17 protein-coding genes and 1 pseudogene are annotated in these 15,981 nt (G+C 64.4%); 15 read left to right on the top strand and 3 right to left on the bottom strand.

Annotation, left to right across the window (positions count from 1 at the left end; all coding sequences use genetic code 11):
- Positions 1-293: pseudogene (locus JOY90_RS28310) on the bottom strand (hypothetical protein); the annotation flags it as partial.
- 10 nt (positions 294-303) lie between these two features.
- Positions 304-1,092: an SDR family NAD(P)-dependent oxidoreductase gene (locus tag JOY90_RS28315; protein ID WP_291694393.1), complete on the bottom strand. Its 789-nt coding sequence runs from the start codon at positions 1,090-1,092 to the stop codon at positions 304-306.
- 106 nt (positions 1,093-1,198) lie between these two features.
- Between JOY90_RS28315 and JOY90_RS28320 the strand changes: the two genes are divergently transcribed.
- From JOY90_RS28320 to tolB, 11 genes are all read left to right on the top strand, one after another.
- Positions 1,199-1,588 carry a cupin domain-containing protein gene (locus JOY90_RS28320; RefSeq protein ID WP_291694394.1) on the top strand — a complete coding sequence of 130 codons (390 nt, stop codon included), beginning with the start codon at positions 1,199-1,201 and terminating at the stop codon, positions 1,586-1,588.
- A gap of 82 nt (positions 1,589-1,670) precedes the next feature.
- On the top strand, positions 1,671-2,873 hold the full coding sequence (locus JOY90_RS28325; RefSeq protein WP_291694395.1) for a serine hydrolase: 1,203 nt from the start codon (positions 1,671-1,673) through the stop codon (positions 2,871-2,873).
- Positions 2,874-2,982: 109 nt separating this feature from the next.
- On the top strand, positions 2,983-3,399 hold the full coding sequence (locus JOY90_RS28330) for a YciI family protein (protein WP_291694409.1): 417 nt from the start codon (positions 2,983-2,985) through the stop codon (positions 3,397-3,399).
- 39 nt (positions 3,400-3,438) lie between these two features.
- Positions 3,439-3,849, top strand: a complete 411-nt coding sequence (locus tag JOY90_RS28335) for a YciI family protein (RefSeq protein ID WP_291694396.1) — start codon at positions 3,439-3,441, stop codon at positions 3,847-3,849.
- A gap of 41 nt (positions 3,850-3,890) precedes the next feature.
- Positions 3,891-4,256, top strand: a complete 366-nt coding sequence (locus JOY90_RS28340) for a hypothetical protein (protein ID WP_291694397.1) — start codon at positions 3,891-3,893, stop codon at positions 4,254-4,256.
- Between the two features lie 80 nt (positions 4,257-4,336).
- Positions 4,337-5,044: a TetR/AcrR family transcriptional regulator gene (locus tag JOY90_RS28345; RefSeq protein WP_291694398.1), complete on the top strand. Its 708-nt coding sequence runs from the start codon at positions 4,337-4,339 to the stop codon at positions 5,042-5,044.
- 119 nt (positions 5,045-5,163) lie between these two features.
- On the top strand, positions 5,164-5,670 hold the full coding sequence (locus tag JOY90_RS28350; protein ID WP_291694399.1) for a DUF2852 domain-containing protein: 507 nt from the start codon (positions 5,164-5,166) through the stop codon (positions 5,668-5,670).
- Between the two features lie 396 nt (positions 5,671-6,066).
- Entirely contained in the window at positions 6,067-6,780 is a 714-nt protein-coding gene (tolQ, locus tag JOY90_RS28355; RefSeq protein ID WP_291694400.1) for a protein TolQ, read from the top strand.
- A 37-nt stretch (positions 6,781-6,817) separates the two neighbouring features.
- Positions 6,818-7,267: a protein TolR gene (gene tolR, locus JOY90_RS28360; RefSeq protein WP_291694401.1), complete on the top strand. Its 450-nt coding sequence runs from the start codon at positions 6,818-6,820 to the stop codon at positions 7,265-7,267.
- A 10-nt stretch (positions 7,268-7,277) separates the two neighbouring features.
- Complete coding sequence (locus JOY90_RS28365) at positions 7,278-8,207, top strand: protein TolA (protein ID WP_291694402.1); 930 nt, start codon at positions 7,278-7,280, stop codon at positions 8,205-8,207.
- A 25-nt stretch (positions 8,208-8,232) separates the two neighbouring features.
- Complete coding sequence (tolB, locus tag JOY90_RS28370) at positions 8,233-9,579, top strand: Tol-Pal system beta propeller repeat protein TolB (RefSeq protein WP_291694403.1); 1,347 nt, start codon at positions 8,233-8,235, stop codon at positions 9,577-9,579.
- Between the two features lie 57 nt (positions 9,580-9,636).
- On the opposite strand, the gene JOY90_RS28375 is transcribed toward tolB, so the two are convergent.
- A complete protein-coding gene (locus JOY90_RS28375) occupies positions 9,637-10,620 on the bottom strand; it encodes a fatty acid desaturase family protein (RefSeq protein WP_291694404.1) in 984 nt (327 codons plus the stop codon).
- A gap of 396 nt (positions 10,621-11,016) precedes the next feature.
- On the opposite strand from JOY90_RS28375, the gene JOY90_RS28380 reads away from it, so the two are divergent.
- The 4 genes from JOY90_RS28380 to JOY90_RS28395 all read left to right on the top strand — a co-directional run.
- Positions 11,017-13,347: an EAL domain-containing protein gene (locus tag JOY90_RS28380; protein ID WP_291694405.1), complete on the top strand. Its 2,331-nt coding sequence runs from the start codon at positions 11,017-11,019 to the stop codon at positions 13,345-13,347.
- Positions 13,348-13,502: 155 nt separating this feature from the next.
- Positions 13,503-14,234, top strand: a complete 732-nt coding sequence (locus JOY90_RS28385; protein WP_291694406.1) for a hypothetical protein — start codon at positions 13,503-13,505, stop codon at positions 14,232-14,234.
- A gap of 307 nt (positions 14,235-14,541) precedes the next feature.
- A complete protein-coding gene (gene pal / locus JOY90_RS28390) occupies positions 14,542-15,030 on the top strand; it encodes a peptidoglycan-associated lipoprotein Pal (protein WP_291694407.1) in 489 nt (162 codons plus the stop codon).
- 168 nt (positions 15,031-15,198) lie between these two features.
- The coding region (locus JOY90_RS28395) for a tol-pal system protein YbgF (protein ID WP_291694408.1) at positions 15,199-15,981 on the top strand (783 nt) is incomplete at its 3' end.

Below are 15,981 nucleotides of genomic sequence, written 5' to 3' on the forward strand. Positions count from 1 at the left end.
CCGAGCACGGCGCGCCGGGTGACGCAGATGCGCTGGCTCGGCACGATGCTGAGCACCAGCGTGCAGGCCGACAGGCAGGGGCCGTCGATCACGACGCGTTCGCCCGAAGCGCGCACGGTCTCGAACAAATCGAGGAAATCGCCGACCTGGCCGCCGGGACTCGCGAGAATGCGTACCTCCGCGCGCGCCAGCACCGAGGCGAACAGCCACAATACCGCGCCCAGCAGGACGACGAGAATGATCCGGGTGAGGCCGACGCGCACGACCGTTTTCTGCGAACTCCGGTACACCATGAGCCGTCGTCTATCCGTTTCTCCGCGTGCCCCGCAACGTCGGCAGGCCAATGCCCGCGGCGTCGAAGCCGCCGTCGACCGCCAGCACCTGCCCGGTGATGTAGCTCGCGCGGTCGCTGCTCAGGAAGAAGATGGCCTCCGCCAGCTCCTCTTCGAGACCGTAGCGATTGAGCGGGATCGCATCGTGATAGTCGGCGCGGATGTCCGGCGTATGCACGGCTTTCGCCATCGCGGTGTCGACCGGGCCGGGCGCCACGGCATTGACGCGGATGCCGAGGGGAGCGAGCTCGACCGCGAGCTGCTTGGTCAGGTGGGCAAGGCCCGCTTTGCTGGTGCCGTAGGCCGAGCGCAGCGTGGAGGCGCGCACCGCCGAGATCGATGTGACGTTGACGATCGCGCCGCCGCCATGCACGCGCATCAGGGGCGCGGCGGCCCTGGTGCACAGGAAGGGGCCGGTGAGATTGACCGCGAGAATCCGGTTCCAGTCGGCGTCCGACGTTTCCAGGAGCGGCGCGAAGACGGCGACGCCGGCATTGTTGATGAGCGCATCCAGCCGGCCGAAGCGCCTTGCCACGTCATCGATAGCCTTGCCGACGGCGGCGGCATCGGAGACATCGCAAGTGAGCTCGAGCGTCCCGTCGGACTCTGCGAGCGCCGCGACCGCCGCATGGAGCAGTCCGTGCTCGATGTCGAGCAAGGCGACGCGCCAGCCTTCGGCGAGAAAGCGTCTGGCCGTGGCGAGGCCGATGCCGCGCGCGGCCCCTGTGACAAGCGCGACTTTGGGCGGGGAGGGGGCCATCAAAATCTCGAATCCTGAATTGCGGAGTGAGGCGGACGCGGCATCCTATCACGGCGCAAAGGGCTTCACTCAGGCTTAGAATATGGCCACAAGGGAGGTATCGATCATGATCGTCAGCAATCCCGGCGATTTGCCGCTGGAACGATGGCGCGCCGGTGTCGAAACCCGCATGCTGGTCTCGGCGCAGAACGGTGCCGCGCAATTGTGCCTGTTCGAGCAATGGGTCGTGCCGGGCGCCGGGGCGCCGACCCATCGGCACCGCGTGGAGGAAATCCTGACCGTCTGTGAGGGCGAGGCGGAGGTCTGGATCGGAGACGAGCGCATCGTGGTCACGGCCGGCCAGTCGGTCGTGGTGCCCGCCGAGCGCCGTCACGGCTTCCGCAACATCGGCAGCGGAACCCTTCACATGCGTGCGATCCTGGCCGCGCCGATTTTCGAATCGTTCCCCGATGATGCCGTCGAGCCGGTGCGGCGCTGGGAAGCCGGCTCAAAATAAATTTACGAGTGGGATGTCGGTGCGCTGCGAGCGCATTCGTCCTTTCCTCGTCAACGTTTGAACGGCCCGAAGGGAGCTGACCATGCACGGAACGACCAGCGGCTTGTCGAACGCCCGGCTGAAACGCATGCACGACACCATGGCGCGTCATGTCGAGAGCGGCGGCGTGCCCGGCCTCGTCGCCCTCGTGAGCCGCCATGGCGAGATACATGCCGACGCGATCGGCGCGATGGCGATCGGCGGTGCGCCGATGCAGCGCGACAGCATCTTCCGCATCGCCTCGATGACCAAGCCGGTCGCGGCCGTGGCCGCGATGATCCTGGTCGAGGAGTGCCGGCTGCGGCTCGACGATTCCGTCGAGGAATATCTGCCCGAGCTCGCCAACCGCAAAGTCCTGCGCACGATGGAGTCCGAGATCGACGATACCGTGCCGGCGAAGCGCGCGATCACGCTGCGCGACATCCTCACGTTTCGCCTCGGCTATGGGATGATCCCGGTGTTTCCTGACCGCTATCCGATCCAGAAGGCGATCACGGTCATCGGCCTGGCGCCAGGACCTGTTTTTCCCAGCTTTCCGCCGGATGAATTGATGCGGCGCTACGGCACGCTGCCATTGGTGTTTCAGCCCGGCGAGCGCTGGCTCTACAATGTCGGCTCGGAAATGCTTGGCGTATTGATCGCGCGCGTCTCGGGCCAGTCGCTGGGCAAGTTCATGGAGCAACGCATCTTCGCCCCGCTCGGCATGAATGACACCGGCTTTTACGTGCCGAAGGAGAAGCACCATCGTCTGGCCACGACTTATGTCCGTGACCGGGAAACGCAGCAGCTCAAGGTGTTCGACGATCCCGTCACCGGCAAGTTCGCGAGCCCTCCGGTGTTCGAGAATGCGAGCGCAGGGCTGGTCTCGACCGCCGAAGACTTCAATGCCTTTGCGCAGATGCTCCTGAACGGCGGGCGGCTCGGCAGCGAACGGATCCTGTCGCGGCCCTCGGTCGAACTGATGACCACCGACCAGCTCTCGGAGCCGCAGAAGCTCGGCTCGGAGCTGTTCTTCGCCGACAATCGCGGCTGGGGTTTCGGCGTGTCGGTGTTCACCCGGCGCGATCATCTCTGCAACGTGCCCGGCCGCTTCGGCTGGGAGGGCGGTTACGGCACGTCCTGGTATTCCGACCCGAAGGAAGGGCTCACCGGCATCCTCCTGACCCAGCGCATGATGGAATCGCCGGTCATGCCCGCGGTGATGGCCGATTTCTGGACCTCGGCCTATCAGGCGATCGACGATTGAGCCGGGTCCGCGGGTCTGCCGCAATGACCTAGCGAATAATTTCATCTGCATGTCGGCGTCGCAGGATGCCGTGCGTCTTGAGGAAGAGCGAACCAAGCGGAGAGTGATGATGCGCTTCATGGTGATCGTAAAGGCAAGCCAGGATTCCGAGGCCGGCGTGATGCCGAGCACCGAGTTGTTGGCCGCGATGGGCAAGTTCAACGAGGAGATGGTCGAGGCGGGTGTCATGCAGGCGGGTGAGGGACTGCATCCGACCTCACGTGGCGCACGGCTGAAATATGCCGGCGCGAACGCCAGCGTCAGGCACGGTCCGTTCGATCTCACCAACGATCTCGTCGCCGGCTTCTGGCTGATCGAAACCAAGTCGCTCGACGAGGCGATCGCCTGGATGAAGCGGGCGCCGTTCGATGGCGGCGCCGAGATCGAGATCCGGCAGGTATTCGCACCGGAGGATTTCGGCGAGCAGTTGACGCCCGAACTGCGCGAAAACGAGGCGCGCCTGCGCGCCCAGACGTTCAGGAAATAGACCCCGACACGGTCGCCGCTGAGGCAAAGGAACGACGACATGCGATACATGATGCTGATGATTCCCAAGGGCTACGAGTCCGCGCCGCCCGATGCGAAGCTCGATCCCGAGCGCGTGACAGAGATGATGAAATTCAACACGGCGCTGAAGGAGGCTGGCGTTCTGCTCGCCCTCGACGGCCTGCATCCGCCCTCGATGGGTGCGCGGGTCTCCTTTCCCGGCGGTAAACCAATCGTGACCGACGGCCCTTTCGCCGAGGCCAAGGAGGTGATCGGTGGCTACTGGATGATCGATGTGGCCTCACTGGAGGAGGCGGTCGCCTGGGCGAAAAAATGCCCGGCCGGCGAGAACGAGACCATCGAGATCCGCCGGGTGCAGGAGATGGCTGATTTCCCTGCCGATGTGCGCGAGGCCGCCGCCGGCTTCGAGGAACTGCAGCGGCGCTCCTGAGCCCCGACCATTCCCACGAGTTCCAACAGGAAAGGACAATCATGAGCACCAATGACACCTATCTCGCGGTTTTTCTCGGCAGCAAGAACAGCCCGCAAATGGCGGCCTGGAACGCGCTCTCCGAGGCGGAACGGAACGCCCGGCAACAGCAGGGGATGGCCGCATGGAAGGCATGGGTCGAGAAGCATCAGGGGGCGATCGTCACCATGGGCGGTCCACTCGGCAAGACCAAGCAGGTCGATCAGGGCGGCATTGCCGATGCCGGCAACGCGCTGACCGCCTTCACGGTGGTGCGTGCCGCCTCGCACGAGGCGGCTGCCCGGATGTTCGAGAATCATCCGCATTTTGCGATCTTCCCCGGCCAATCGGTCGAGATCATGCCGGTGCTCCCGATTCCCGGCGGCTAGCCGCCCGTGGATCGTACGGCGCGCCCGACCATCCACATCGCTAGTGACCTTCACCGTTGGCTCATGTAAGAGCTCTTCACATGAGCTGGCGGAAGGAGCAGCGCCGCGCCGAACGCGGCTATCATCACGGCAACCTCAAGGAGGCGCTGCTGCAGGCGGCGCTCGACCTGATCGCGCAAAAGGGTGCCGCCGGCTTCACCTTCGCGGATGCCGCGCGCATGGCCGGCGTCAGCCCGGCGGCACCGTATCGCCACTTCCGCGACCGTGACGAACTGTTGTCCTCGATCGCCCAGCGCGGCTTCGAGCAGTTCGAGGCGGCGCTTGCGCAGGCCTGGGATGACGGCCGTCCCGACACCGTCACGGCGTTCGAGCGCGTGGGCAAGGCCTATCTCGCGTTCGCGCGCGAGGAGCCATCGTTCTACTCGGCGATGTTCGAATCCGGCCTGCCCTCGGATGCCAATCCAGCCCTGATGGCGGCAGGCGAGCGCGCCTTTGCGGTGATCCGCGCCGCGGCCGAGCGGCTCGCGGCACTGGCGCCGCCCGGCGTGCCGCGTCCGCCGGCGATGATGATGGCGCTGCACATCTGGTCGATGTCGCATGGCGTGGCCTCGCTGTTCGCGCGCGGTGACGCCGCGCGCCGCAAGCTGCCGATGTCGCCGGACGAACTCTTGGAAGCCGAGGTGCTGATCTATCTGCGTGGCCTCGGCTTTGCGACCGATGGCCGGGCGCAGGACGGGAAAGGGCAGGCCGACGAAAAGCCGGCCGGCCCCTGGGGCAAGCCGAAATAATATTTCAAAAATAATTGGAATGGCGGGCGGCGAGGCCGCCTTGACAAAAATTCAGGATTGGCTACCTATGTAAATGTTATTTACATTCACAGCGGCGTGATGCCGTGACGGAGATGGACATGGCCTACAGCGCAGACGTCAATCGGTGGCGCGGCCCCGCCGAGGAGCCCTACCGGCCCTATCGGCCGCACATGCTCGAGACCCCCTGGCACCCCGGGTGGATCGCCGTGACCATCCTGGGTTTCCTGATCTGGTGGCCGATTGGGCTTGCCCTTCTCTTTTTCACCCTCGGGAGCAGAAAGATGGCGTGTTGGAATCGTGGAGACTTCGAAGGCCGGCCGGATCGCTGGCAGAACAAGATGGAGCGGATGCAGTGGAAGATGGAGCGGATGCGCGATCGCATGGAGCGCCATGGTTTCGGCTTCGGACCGCCCTCCAGCGGCAACAGAGCCTTCGATGAATACCGCAGCGAAACGCTGCGCCGCCTCGAGGAGGAGCAAAAGGAATTCAAGGAATTCCTGAGCCGCCTGCGCCACGCCAAGGACAAGGAGGAGTTCGACGCCTTCATGGCCCAGCATCGCAGCCGCCCGACCCCACCGAACGACCAGGCGCCACCTCAGAGCTAAATATCGGCTTCAGGCGCATCGCCCCCAGCCTGACGGCCAATGAGCCGCCCGTTTGCGGAACCCGCAGACGGGCGGCTCTTTTTGCATGGCTGCGACAATTGACCCCGGGATGTCCTTGGAAAGCGTCACATTTGACGCAATAACCAATCCTCTTTGGTAACCGAGTCTTAACCACGCGTAGCCTTTGGTTGAGGCTGTAAAGCCGCGTGAATTAGCCCTTGTTTTGACATGTTGGCGGGAGATAGGGCCCCAAGGCTTCGGCGGGCCCCCCAATGCGACCAGACAGGGCTTTTCTGCGCAAGTGCTTTACCACAGCGCTAAGCCGCGCGGGTGTGGACCGCCAGCCATCCGCTGACGGAGGGATGTTGGGACGCTTGCGTTGAGAGGAACCTTTCGATGAACCCAGCCGATGTGGCCCAGGCAGCATTGCCGCTGCCATCCGCCGATGTATCGCTCATCGCGCTGTTCTGGCAGGCCCATTGGATCGTGAAGGCCGTCATGCTGGGGCTCTTGTCCTGCTCGGTCTGGGTCTGGGCGATTGCGATCGACAAGACGTTTCTGTATTCGCGCACCCGCCGCTCCATGGATCGCTTCGAGCAGGCCTTCTGGTCAGGCGAATCGATCGAGGAGCTCTATCGCTCCCTGTCGGCCAAGCCGACGCAGTCGATGGCGGCCTGCTTCGTCGCCGCGATGCGCGAGTGGAAGCGCTCGTTCGAGAGCCACGCGCGTTCCTTCGCCGGTCTGCAGATGCGGATCGAGAAGGTGATGAACGTTTCGATCGCGCGCGAGATCGAGCGGCTGGAACGTCGCCTTCTGGTACTCGCCACCGTCGGCTCGGCCGGCCCGTTCGTCGGATTGTTCGGCACCGTCTGGGGCATCATGTCGAGCTTCCAGTCGATCGCCGCCTCGAAGAATACCTCGCTTGCGGTGGTCGCGCCGGGCATTGCGGAGGCGCTGTTCGCCACCGCGATCGGCCTGATCGCCGCGATTCCGGCCACGATCTTCTACAACAAGTTCACCTCGGAGGTGAACCGGCAGGCGCAGCGGCTCGAAGGCTTCGCCGATGAATTTTCAGCCATCTTGTCCCGCCAGATCGACGAGCGCGGCTGAGGGACGGTATGATGCAGACGGAGGTTGGGAACCTGACATGGCGATGAGCGCGGCAAGTTCATCCGGTGGCGGTCACCGTCGTGGCCGCCGCAGGGCCGTCGTGATGGCGGAGATCAACGTCACGCCGATGGTCGACGTGATGCTGGTGCTGTTGATCATCTTCATGGTGTCGGCGCCGCTGCTGACCGTGGGCGTGCCGCTCGACCTGCCGCAGACCCAGGCCAAGAGCCTCGACCAGGACAAGAACCCGCTGACTCTCTCGGTCAATCTGAAAGGACAGGTTTTTCTCAACGAGACGGAGATCCCGCTCGACGATCTGGTGCCGAAGCTGAAGGCCATCACGGAAGCGCGCGCCGGACTGGATGAGAGGATTTTCCTCCGCGGCGACAAGAAGGTCGATTACGGCACGGTGATGAAGGTGATGGGGCGGCTTTCCGCCGCCGGCTTCCGCCGCGTCGCGCTGGTGACGGAAGTGGACCAGGGATAGACACACGACGGTGAAAGTCGACAGGACCCTCATTGCCTCGATCACCCTCCACGTTCTCGTGCTCGGATGGGGGCTGATCTCGTTCGCGGCGCGCTCATTCGAGGTGCCGGAGGAGTCGTTGCCTGTCGACATCATCACCACCGACCAGCTCGCCAAGATGACCGCCGGCATCAAGAACGGCGAGAAGGACAAGCCGAAGCCGCTGGTGGAGAAGGTCGCCGAGGCCAAGCCGATCGACGAGGCGGTCGGCAAGGTCACCGAGAAGGAGATCACGACCTCGACCGCCCCGCAGCCGCCGCCGAAGCCCGTGGAGAAGCCGGTCGAGAAAAAGCCCGATCCGCCCAAGCAGGAGACCAAGCCGAAAGAGGCGGAAAAGAAGCCCGATCCGGCCAAGGTCGATCCGATTGCGGAAGCTTTGAAGTCCGAGGACGCCAAGAAGCCGAAACCGAAGCCGACGCCGCAGGAGGCCAAGGCGGCGCCGCCGCAGCCGCCGAAGCCGAAGCAGGAACGCGTGTTCGACCAGAGCAAGATCGCGCAACTGCTCGACAAGCGCGATCCGACCCGGCAGTCGCTCACTGGCGCAGCGCTGAATTCGAACGCGGCGCTTGGCTTGCATACCGGCAATTCCCAGGCGATCGTCGCGACCTGGAAAGGCGCGTTCGTCGCCGCCGTCCGGCGCTGTTTCACGTTCCCCTACAACGGCCAGGATGCCGACCAGTTCGAGGTCGATCTCGACATCAATCTCAATCAGGACGGCACGGTCGCAGGCCAGCCGGCGATCGTCGGCGTGCGCGGTCCGTCAAGGTCGGTCGGCAACGCCATGGCGGAGAGCGCCCGGCGCGCCGTCGAGCAGTGCCAAGCCTACGCCTTTCTGCCAAAGGCGCAGTACGATACCTGGAAATATATTCCGATGACCTTCGGCCTCAAAGATTTGCTGTGATTTAGAACCTGAAGGCGCAACTCGCATGAGCAAGGCTCCGTTTGTCGACCGACGTCGCTTCATGATGGTGACCGGCGGCCTGGCCGTCGCCACGCTGGGCAGTCGCTCCGCCCTCGCGCAGGGGCGTATCCGCGTCGATCCGAATTCGTTCCAACCGATCCCGATCGCGATTCCGAATTTCGTTTCCGGGGGGCCAGCGGACGGCGACGCCGGCGCCGGCGTCACGCAGGTCATCACCAACAACCTGAAACGCAGCGGACTGTTCGCGCCGATCGACCAGGCGGCGTTCATCGAGCGCAACATCAATTTCGACGCTATGCCGAACTTCCAGAACTGGAAGACCATCAACGCGCAGGCGCTGGTCACTGGCCGCATCGCGCGCCAGGGCGACGGACGGCTGAAAGCCGAGTTCCGGCTGTGGGACGTCACCTCCGGCCAGCCGCTCGCCGGCCAGCAATATTTCACCGCGCCGGAATATTGGCGGCGGATCGCGCACATCATCTCCGACCAGATCTACGAGCGGATGACCGGTGAGAAGGGCTATTTCGATAGCCGGGTCGTGTTCGTCGACGAAAGCGGAGCGGCCGAGCGGCGCGTCAAGCGGCTCGCGATCATGGATCAGGATGGCGCCAACGTGCACTATCTGACCAAAGGCTCCGATCTCGTGCTGACGCCGCGCTTCTCGCCGTCGAGCCAGGAGATCACCTATATGGAGTTCGGGCAGGGTGACCCGCGCGTCTACCTCTACAACATCGAGACCGGCCAGCGCGAGATTGTCGGCAACTTCCCCGGCATGTCGTTCTCGCCGCGCTTCTCGCCTGACGGCCAGCGCATCATCATGAGCCTGCAGCAGGGCGGCAACTCCAATCTGTTCGTGATGGATCTGCGCTCCAAGTCGACCACCCGCCTGACCGACACCCCGGCGATCGACACCTCGCCGTCCTATTCGCCCGACGGCAGTCAGATCTGTTTCGAATCCGATCGCGGCGGCCGGCCGCAGATCTATGTGATGTCCGCCAACGGCGGACCAGCGCAGCGCATCTCGTTCGCCAAGGACGACGTCAACGCGAGCTATTCGACGCCGGTGTGGTCGCCGCGCGGCGACTACATCGCCTTCACCCGGCAGGGCGGCGGGCAGTTCGCGATCGGGCTGATCAAGCCGGACGGCTCGGACGAACGTATCCTCACCTCGGGCTTCCACAACGAAGGTCCGACCTTCGCGCCCAATGGCCGCGTGCTGATGTTCTTCCGCGATCCCGGCGGCAATGCCGGCCCCTCGCTCTATACGATCGACGTCTCGGGACGGAACGAATTGAGGGTGCCGACCCCGGGCTACGCGTCCGATCCGGCCTGGTCGCCGCTGTTGTCCTGATCGCGCGGCATTTGCAGGCGCGACCGCCGCCAGCGGGCTTCGGTCGCCGTCGGCCGCTCAGGCCGCCGCCTTTGCCGCCGCTTCGGGGCGAGCCGACGCGCAGTCGCGCAGCAGCCCGGTGAAATAGCCGCGGGTCACATGCGCAATTCGCGGATACGGCTCGCGCGTCATCAGCAGCCGATGCAACTCGCCGAGCCTGAAGCAGGGTACGCCCGGAAACAGGTGGTGCTCGAGGTGATAGTTCAACCCCCACGGGGCGATCAGCCAGAGCTCCCAGAACGGGGCGAGCACGGTGCGGCTTTCGTTGAGCACATGCTCGTGCTCCACCGCATAGTGCTCGGCGACGCTGCGGATGTACCGGATGGCCAGAAACACGGTCAGAAGCGGAACGATCCAGTAGAGCAGGATCAGCTTCCAGAAGCCGAGCACGATCGACGCAAGCAGGAGGCCGGCAAAGAACGCCAGGCGCGCCCGCGTCAGCGCGGCGGGAACGTCGCGCGTCTCCTTGTTCTTGTGAAAGCCGAACACGGCGCCGGCGGTCTTCAGCCCCGAAAGATACTGCGTGATGCGCATCAGCATGCTTCCGGGCGTGGCCGGGAAGTCGTATTCGCTCAAGCCGAGATTGCGCTGCCAGTCCGGATCGTTATCGCTGTTGAGCTCGCGATGATGGGCGAAATGCGTGTTGCGATAGCCGGCCATCGATGCGGATGTCGGCAGGGCCAGAAGCTCCCCGATGACGTCGTTGAGGGCGCGGTTCCTGTAGCCACGGTAATGCGCGGCGTCGTGCATCAACGCGCCGAGCCCGTTGATCCGCGAGCCGATGACGATGACGGCGAGCGCGTAAGTGAGCGGATTCCACCAGGCCTCGCTGATCCAGACCGCGGCGACGATCAGGCCGGCTTCGAGCAACGCGGCGGTCGTGAATCTGACACTGTCGATTTGCGAGAGATCGCGAATTTCCTCTTTCGACAGCAGCCGCGGAATGTCGCGTACGCAGGAATCGCCGAGTTTCGCCGATCGAGCCACCAGCGCTTCGGTCATCAATGCCCTCCAGAACCTGACTTAGGGGAGCAAGATACCTATTGCGCCCGGATTCACAAAGCCGATTAACCGTAAATTAGGCTCGAATCTCAACTTCTGGTTAAGGCTCGAGGCCGCGCTCCACGCGGCACCATGCGGGGAATGACGCAGGGCGTGGGCGCCACATCGGCGCCGGCCCGCTTCCCGGGGAGGGGGCAGGCCGGCGGTGGCCGACCCCGGAATGAAACGGGGTGCTCCGTTGGGATGGGGTTTACCTATCGTGCTGAATTATCTGGAAAATTCTCCCAGTTCGGGGTCTGCAAGAACCTTTCGCTAACGATGTTTTCTCAGAAAGACTTCATCTGCCAGCGGTAGAAGTACGGGCATCTATGGGAAGGGCGTGCGCGTTTTTTCAGAATGCAGCTGGTCGACCAAAAGAGCCGAAGCAGCCAGAAGGAATTCGAGCCCGTGCTCTATGCCGCGCTCGTCGATTCCATGTGTCAGAACTTCTGGCCGATCTTCTTCGGCACCGTCTGCGCGGCAGTTGCCGCCTTCATGACGGCGCTGAAGACGGGCAACCCGCTGCTGTGGCCGTGTGCGTTGTCCATCGTCGCCATCGGCACGGCCCGCGCCTTCCAGATGCGGCAACATGAGCGGCGCACGTCGGTTCTGAGCTACGAGCAGGCCAAAGCCTTCGAGCCGCGGTATGCGGTCAGCGCGCTCGCCTATGCCGGCGCGCTCGGCGCCTGGTGCTTCATCACCATCCTCGGCAGCAACGACGCGGTGGCGCAGATGCTCTGCGTCGCCGTGACGGTCGGCTACACCGGCGGCGGTGCGGCACGCAATTACGGCAATCCGCGGCTGATCCAGTTGCACATCCTGTTCGCCTGCGGGCCGATGTCGCTTGCGCTGGCGATGCATGGCGATTTCTACTACATCGGTCTCGCAGTGCTCCTGGTCCTGTTCTTCATCGGGTTGAAGGACATCAACCTCAACGTCCACCACATCTTCGTCAACGCGCTGACCTCAGGCTTCCGGGAGGCCGCGCTCGCCGGCCAGTTCGACACCGCGTTGAACAACATGCCGCACGGCCTGTGCATGTTTCGCGCCGACGGCCAGCTCGCCGTCATCAATCACCGCTTCAGCGAGATGATGAATCTGCCGGACGACATCGTCCAGCGCGGGGTCAACGCGCGGCACATCATCGATGCCTGCGTCGCCTCCAGCTCGATCTCGTCGGCGAGCGGCAAGGTCATCCTGTCCGAGATCGAGAACGCGCACGCCGGCGAGATCGTCACCACCGATCCGGACCTGCGCGGCCGTTCACTGTCGTGGACGTTCCAGCCGATGGCCGACGGCGGAGCGGTCGTGCTGCTCGAGGACATCACCGAGCGGCGCACCGCCGAGGCCAGGATCAGCCATCTGGCGCGCTACGACGAGCTCACGGCGCTGCCCAACCGCGTCAATTTCCGCGACGAGATCGAACGGCTGTTGAAGATGCCGCACGATTCGGCGCAGGCGTCGGCGCTGCTGTTCGTCGATCTCGACCAGTTCAAGCAGGTCAACGACACGCTGGGTCACCCCTGCGGCGACCAGCTTCTGTGCGCGGTCGCCCTCCGCCTGCGCGAGATGCTGCGCCCGGAGGATTTCGTGGCCCGGTTCGGCGGCGACGAGTTCGTGGTGTTCCAGCAGAACATCCACTCTGCCGAGGATGCCGCGAGCCTCGCCCGGCGCATCGTCGACCATCTGAGCGAACGCTACAAGATCGACAATCATCTGGTCGAGATCGGCGCCAGCGTCGGCATCGCGATGGCGTCTCCCGGCGTGAGCGCGGATACGCTCTTGAAGAACGCCGACATGGCGCTGTACCGCGCCAAGGCCGACGGCCGCGGTACCTTCTGCTTCTTCCGTGACGAGATGGCGCAGACCGTCGAGGCGCGCCGCATTCTGGAATTGGACCTGCGCAAGGCGCTCGCCAGCGAGGAGTTCGAGCTGTTCTATCAGCCGCTGGTCAACCTGAAGTCCGGCAAGATTTCGACCTGCGAGGCGCTGCTGCGCTGGAACCATCCGATACGGGGCACGGTGTCGCCGGTCGACATCATTCCGGTGGCCGAGGACATGGGCCTGATTGTCGATCTCGGCCGCTGGATCCTGCGCAAGGCCTGCATGGAGTGCATGAAGTGGCCGGACGGCGTCAGCGTCGCGGTCAATTTCTCGCCGCAGCAGTTCCATCAGCGCGACGTGCTGAGCGAGGTGCGCTATGCGCTGGAGGTCTCGGGCCTGCCGGCGCGTCGGCTTGAGATCGAAATCACCGAATCCTCGTTATTGCGCAACACCCAGCTCACCCACGACGTGCTGGCGCAACTGCGGGCGATCGGGGTCCGGATCTCGCTGGACGATTTCGGCACCGGCTATTCCAGCCTGAGCTATCTGCACAATTTTCCCTTGCAGAAGGTCAAGATCGACCGCTCCTTCCTGGAGGGCATCGACTCCGACCGGCCGCTGACGCTGTTGCGGGGCGTGGCACGGCTTTCCGCCGACCTCGGCATGCAGGTCGTGGTCGAAGGCGTCGAGACCAACGAGCAACTGGAGCGGATCTCCGCCGACGGCACGGTCTCGGAGGCCCAGGGTTATCTGTTCAGCCGCCCGGTGCCTGCGGCGAGGGTGCGCCAGCTCCTTGACGCATCCCACGGGCGCCGGCAGACGGACGACGAGACGATCGTTCTTCCATCGCGGTCGATCGCGTAGCCCGCCGAGTGCATGGCGGGGCCGAGCGGGGTGCAACCATGGGTGCGACCCGCTAATTTCCGTTAACGCTAATAATTAGATACCTTTGCATCCATGGTAGGCTGGTGTTAATCTTGCTGAGGACGCGTTCAAGTTGTTGGGGTTGAGGGGTAGGAATGAGGTCTGCCGAAGCGACCAGCGGGGTTCCCGGCCGCAATAGTAGGTTGGATCTCCTGGACCAAGTCGATTATCGGCTCGCAAACGATTCCGAGGAAAAGGAAGCCATCTACAACCTGCGCTATCGGGCCTATTTGCGCGAGGGCGCGGTCAAGCAATCGGCCGAGCAGCGCGTCACCGACCGGTACGACGACCTGCTCAATTCCTGGACCTTCGGCATTCATATCCGCGGTGAGTTGTTCAGCTCGGTGCGGATCAGCGTGCTCACGCCGGAATGGCGGCAGTCATGCTCAGCCGAGGCGTTCGGGGAGATCCTGATGCCCCGGCTCGATCGCGGCGAGGTGATCATCGATCCGGCGCGCTTCGTGGCCGATCCCGACAAGGCCCGCCGATTGCCGGAACTGCCCTATGTGACCCTGCGTCTGGCCTACATGGCCTGCGAATATTTCAAGGCCGATCTCGGCCTGGCCATCGTCCGCCCCGAGCATCAGGCGTTCTATCGCCGGGTGTTCCTGCACGAGACCATCGCCGAGCCGAGGATGTTCCCGGGGTTATTGAAACCGGTGGGGCTGATGGCCGCGGACTTTCCCGCCCTGAAGGAGAAAGTCTTCGCGCGCTATCCAATGATGCGCTCGACCGCCTTCGAGCGGCGGATGCTGTTCGAGCGTGCGGAAACGCCGTGGCTCGTTCCATCGTCCGGCGACGAAGGCCAGGTCGCCGCGTCGTCCTGACGAGTGATCGGCGGCACGTTGCAGGTTTGCACCAGATTGCCGGCTTCTTTCGGTTCCATCGTTTTCCGCGCCATTTGCGGTGATTCCGGCTCAAAATCCGGGCCCAGAACCTTCGCCCGATCGGCGGTGGACCTTGCTTCACCCTCGCGCCACATTTACAACCCATTAACCATGGTGGTCGCTTTTCGCCGTTGGGGGGCATTTGACCGTCTCTGGCAACGCCGCATCAAGGTTGACGGAACGTTCGCTTAACCATCGCCCTGTAGACCGGATGGCAGTCTGAAGACCTGAGCGTGGAGGCTCCGGAATGAAATATCGAATGCGTATCCTCCAGGGATTGAAGCTCGCCGCGGTGCTCGCGGTGGCGCTGTCGATGGGCGCCTGCGCCAACAAGAACCTGACCATGGATGCAAACGCCAGCGCTGCGACGCCGGGCAGCCAGCAGGACTTCGTCGTCAATGTCGGCGACCGCGTGTTCTTCGAGAGCGACCAGACCGACCTGACCCCGCAGGCAATCGCCACGCTCGAGAAGCAGGTGCAGTGGCTGCAGATGTATCCGCGCTACACCTTCACCATCGAGGGCCATGCCGACGAACGCGGCACCCGCGAGTACAACATCGCGCTCGGCGCGCGCCGCGCCCAATCGGTCCGCAGCTTCATGGTGTCGCGCGGCATCGATCAGGGCCGAATGCGGACGATCTCCTATGGCAAGGAACGCCCGGTCGCGGTCTGCAACGACATCTCGTGCTGGTCGCAGAACCGCCGCGCGGTCACGGTGCTCAACGCGAGCTCGTAACGTCCGCGCTTATCCTCTTGCATGACGAGCCGGCGCCTTTTTCGGGCGCCGGTTTCGTTTGCCGCGGGGCTCGCGCAAAGCGATTTGAATCAGTCACATTTTTGGCGTACTCCGTCACTCAATGTGCCACCGCTTCAGATGTCGGGCCAAAATCCTCGTCAGGGCAAAATGTCATCCAGATTCCATCTGTTAACCGGGGCTGCGGCGATCGCCGCGCTCGTTGCTCTGTCTGGGGCCGGTCCGGTGCGGGCGCAGTCGGACGACGAGGATCCGGAAGCGCGCATCCAGCGCCTGGAGAATCAGCTCAGGCAGCTCACCGGCCAAAACGAGGAGCTGCAATATCGCAACCGCCAGCTTGAGGAGAAGCTGCGGCAGTTTCAGGGTGGGGCGCAGCCGCAGCCTGGCGCGCCGCCCCAGCCGAACGTCGCGGCCGCGCCGACGCCAGGCAGCCAGCCGCCCTACAACGAGCCGCCGAGGCAGGGCGGCTACGGGCAGCAGCCGGGCGGATATCCGCCGCCCCAGCAGGCCTATGTGCCACCGCAGCCGGGATATCCGCCGCCCCAGGCGCCCTATCAGCAGCAGATGGCCGCACCCGCGCCGATCCAGGAGCCCGCCGCGGGAGGCCGCCGTGGCGACGCCTTCGACCCCGGCCAGAACCCGAATGCGCCGGGCGCGCCGCGGCCGCTCGGCGGCGGCCAGATGCCGATGCCGGCGCAGCAATCGGCTGGCCTGCCCGGCCAGCCGATGGAGCTGCCCGGCGCGCGCTACCAGCAGCAGGGCGCGCCGCCGCCCGGCAATCCGAACGCGACCGGCACGCTCGCCACCGCGCCGCCATCGAATTCGCCGCGCGACGAGTTCGACCTCGGCATCGGCTACATGCAGCGGAGAGATTATGCGCTGGCCGAGCAGACCATGCGCGGTTTCGCGGTGAAATTCCCGAGCGATCCGCTG

The sequence above is a fragment of the Bradyrhizobium sp. genome (assembly GCF_019242285.1).
Lineage (GTDB): Bacteria > Pseudomonadota > Alphaproteobacteria > Rhizobiales > Xanthobacteraceae > Bradyrhizobium.